The sequence below is a fragment of the Methylobacterium sp. B1 genome, from assembly GCF_000333255.1.
GTDB lineage: Bacteria > Pseudomonadota > Alphaproteobacteria > Rhizobiales > Beijerinckiaceae > Methylobacterium > Methylobacterium fujisawaense.
This window is the reverse complement of record NZ_BACT01000058.1, coordinates 1-3,169: the sequence shown is the minus strand read 5'-3', so window position 1 is coordinate 3,169 and position 3,169 is coordinate 1. Positions and strand designations below refer to the sequence as shown.

General features: G+C 71.8%; 3 protein-coding genes. 1 reads left to right on the top strand and 2 read right to left on the bottom strand.

What is annotated here, in order from left to right:
* Positions 1-1,278: ABC transporter substrate-binding protein (locus I53_RS01645; RefSeq protein ID WP_083935936.1), on the bottom strand; the 1,278-nt coding region annotated here is incomplete at its 3' end.
* Positions 1,279-1,592: 314 nt separating this feature from the next.
* Here I53_RS01645 and I53_RS01640 point away from each other — a divergent pair.
* Positions 1,593-2,618: a cyclase family protein gene (locus I53_RS01640; protein WP_043345972.1), complete on the top strand. Its 1,026-nt coding sequence runs from the start codon at positions 1,593-1,595 to the stop codon at positions 2,616-2,618.
* A gap of 29 nt (positions 2,619-2,647) precedes the next feature.
* Here I53_RS01640 and I53_RS01635 read toward each other — a convergent pair.
* A partial coding sequence (locus I53_RS01635; RefSeq protein WP_043345970.1) for a polysaccharide biosynthesis protein occupies positions 2,648-3,169 on the bottom strand: 522 nt, incomplete at its 5' end.

Genomic DNA, 3,169 nt, shown 5'->3' with positions numbered 1-3,169 from the left:
TCGTGCTCTCCCTGTCGCCNACGGGACCGCCGCCTTCACCGCAGGGGGCAGGATCATGGTCCCGTTGGCGGTCGCCGCCGGCCAGATCGCCACTTGCTTGCCGTTCTGCCACTGGCCGAGGACGCTGGTCATCAGGCCGGGGCCGTACTGGATCGAGTGGGTGAACGGGTCGTCCTTGCCGTAGAACTTCAGGTGCCCGACGGTGCCGACATAATCGGTCTTCTCCAGGGCCTCGACGAGCTTGTCGGCCTCCGTGGAGCCCGCCCGCTTGATCGCCTCCGCGGTGTAGTAGACGGCGTCGTAGGCCATGAAGCCCGCGTAGGAAGGCGCCCCGCCGAAGCGCTTGGTAAAGGCCTCGGAGAACGGGATCGTCTTCTCGGTGAGCGCCACGCCCGGCAGCGCCACGCTGTCGAACAGCACGCCCTGCGTGCCGCCGTTGGTGTTGGCCCAGAAGGTCGAGGAGGTCGCCTGGCCGCTGATGCCGGTCATGGTGATCGGCACCTGCTGGTTCTGCCACTGCACGGTCGGCTGCACGCCGACATGGGCGATGCCGGTGACGATCAGGTCGGGCTTGGCCGCCTCGATCTTGTTGTAGATCGGCGTGAAGTCCCCCGTGTCCGGCGAGAAGCGGACATGCTCCACCACCTTGAGCCCGGATTTCGGCAGGCATTCCTGGTAGGCGGCGTCGAGCGGCCGGGTCCAGGCGGCGTCCTCGCTCATGATCGCGGCGGTCTTGGCCTTGAGCGTCCCGACCAGCACCTCCTTGGCCGAGTCGCAGACCGCCTGCGCTAGGGCGTGGGAGGTCAGGTAGCCGTGGAAGGTGTATTTGTTGCGCGCGTAGTCCTTATGGACGTTCACGCTGATCTCGTTGGAGGCCGCGCCGGGCGTGATCATCGGCGTCTTGAGCCGCGCCGCCCAGGGCATCAGCGCCAGCACGACCTCCGAGATGTAGCTGGCGATGACGACGTTGACCTTGTCCTCGGAGACCGCCCGCTGGAAGGCCCGGACCGCGTCGGAGGCGGAGGACTTGTCGTCGTAGGTGACGACCTGGATCTGGCGCCCGTCGATCCCGCCCTTGGCGTTGATCTCGTCGGCGGCGAGCTGGACCGCCTGCGGGATCGAGGCCCCGGCGACCGACTGCGCCTCGGCGATCACCCCGATCTTGATCGGATCCGCGGCCCGGACGGGCCCGGCGGCGACCAGCCCCGCCGCGATCAGCGCGGGCAGCATGCGCCGAATCGGGGCAACCCGAGCGGCGGCGCGCACGGTCTCGGACATCGGCGCTTCCTCATCCCAGTGCCCGAATTTTATATTCGCGGGCTTGGAGAGGGACTGTACCCGCGCTCCGACGGATCACAAGGGGCCGATCGGGACCGGCCGGTGACGTTTGCACCGAGTCGTTTTCCGCCCGGGGTATCGCGGCGCGCCGCCGCGTCCTAGGCTCGCCTCGGCCCTGCGAAGCGCGGGCCCGGCGGCCTCGAAGAAGGGCTCGGTCTGGTGAGGAACGCACGCTCGGCCGCGGCCGGGGTTCGCCCCGGACCGCGGCCCTGGAGCCTCAGGAAGCGGCCGGCGCGGGCAGGGGGACCACAGGCATGACCCTGCGCTGGACCCGGCGGCCCGAGGGCTCGACCTGGGGGGATTTCGGCGCCGACGACGAGCTGGGGCGCCTGAACCTGCTCACCCCCGAGAAGGTGCTGCAGGGCGTCGCCGAGGTGCGCGCGGGCCTGACCTTCTGCCTCAGCCTGCCGCTGGACCTGCCGGGCGGCAACGTCCTGAACCCGCGCCGCCACCCGCCCCAGATCACCCCGACCCGCCGCGCCGACGGCCGGCCGAACATGAACTTCCCGGTCTGCGAGGAGGTCGATGGCGCCACCGACGTGATCTGCGACGACCGGGCGCTGATCCACCTGCAATATTCGACGCAGTGGGACTCGCTCGCCCATGTCGGGTCGCTGTTCGACGCGGACGGCACGGGCGCGACGCCGACCTACTACAACGGCTTCCGCGGCGGCCGGGACATCGTCGGTCCGAGCGCGCCGGAGGCGGCGGATCAGCCATCCCGGGCGAAGCGCCTGGGGATCGAGCGCCTCGCCGAGACCGGCATGCAGGGCCGCGCCGTGATGATCGACCTGCGCGCCCATCTCGGCGACGCCAAGACCAAGGTGGGTTACGACCAGCTCGCCCGGATCCTGGAGGCCGATGGCGTCGTGATCGAGCCCGGCGACATGGTCTGCCTGCATACGGGCTTTGCCGAGCGGCTGATCGCCATGGGCGGCGATCCGGACCCGAAGCTGGTCCACAATCTCTGCGCCGGCCTCGACGGGCGGGACCCGCGGCTCCTCGAGTGGATCACCCGAACCGGGCTCTGCGCGCTGATCGCCGACAACTACGCGGTGGAGGCCTACCCGGCGGGACCCGGTCCCGCCTGCTGCGCGACGCTGCCGCTCCACGAGCACTGCCTGTTCAAGCTCGGGGTCAATCTCGGCGAACTGTGGCACCTGACGCCGCTGGCCGCGTGGCTGCGCGCCCATGGACGGAGCCGCTTTTTGCTCACAGCCCCGCCGCTGCGCCTGCCCGGCGCGGTGGGCTCGCCGACGACGCCGATCGCCACGGTGTGAGCACCGGGCGGCCTCAGGTGCCGACCGGATCAGCCGAGGGCGGCGGGCGCGGCGGCGGCGCGCGGCGGATCGCCGACCGGCTCCGCGGCCGGCTCCGCAGCCGGCTCCGCGGCTTCCTGGGGCGGCCCGGGACGGAGGACGGCGCGCTCGCGGAAATGCGGGATGGCCGCCTCGAACACGGCCTCGGCGGCGGCCCGGTCGCCCGCCGCCACGGCGTCGCGCAGCCGCACCACCCAGCCGTCGAGCCGGGCCCGGTCGGCGAAGACCGGCCGCGCCGCCATCACCCCGTCGATGCCCGGCAGGGCGATCCGGGGCTCCTCGCGGGCGAACAGGATCTCGTTGAGCCGCTCGCCGGGCCGGGCGCCGGTATAGGCGATCTCGATCTCCGCGCCGGGCTCGAAGCCGGCCAGCCGGATCATCCGCTCGGCGAGGTCGGCGATCCGCACCGGCTGGCCCATCTTGAGCACGTAGACCGCGGCACGCTCCGCGCCCGCCCGGGCCTCGCCGTCGGCATGCGAGGCCGCCGTCAACAGGAGGTCGCAGGCCTCGCG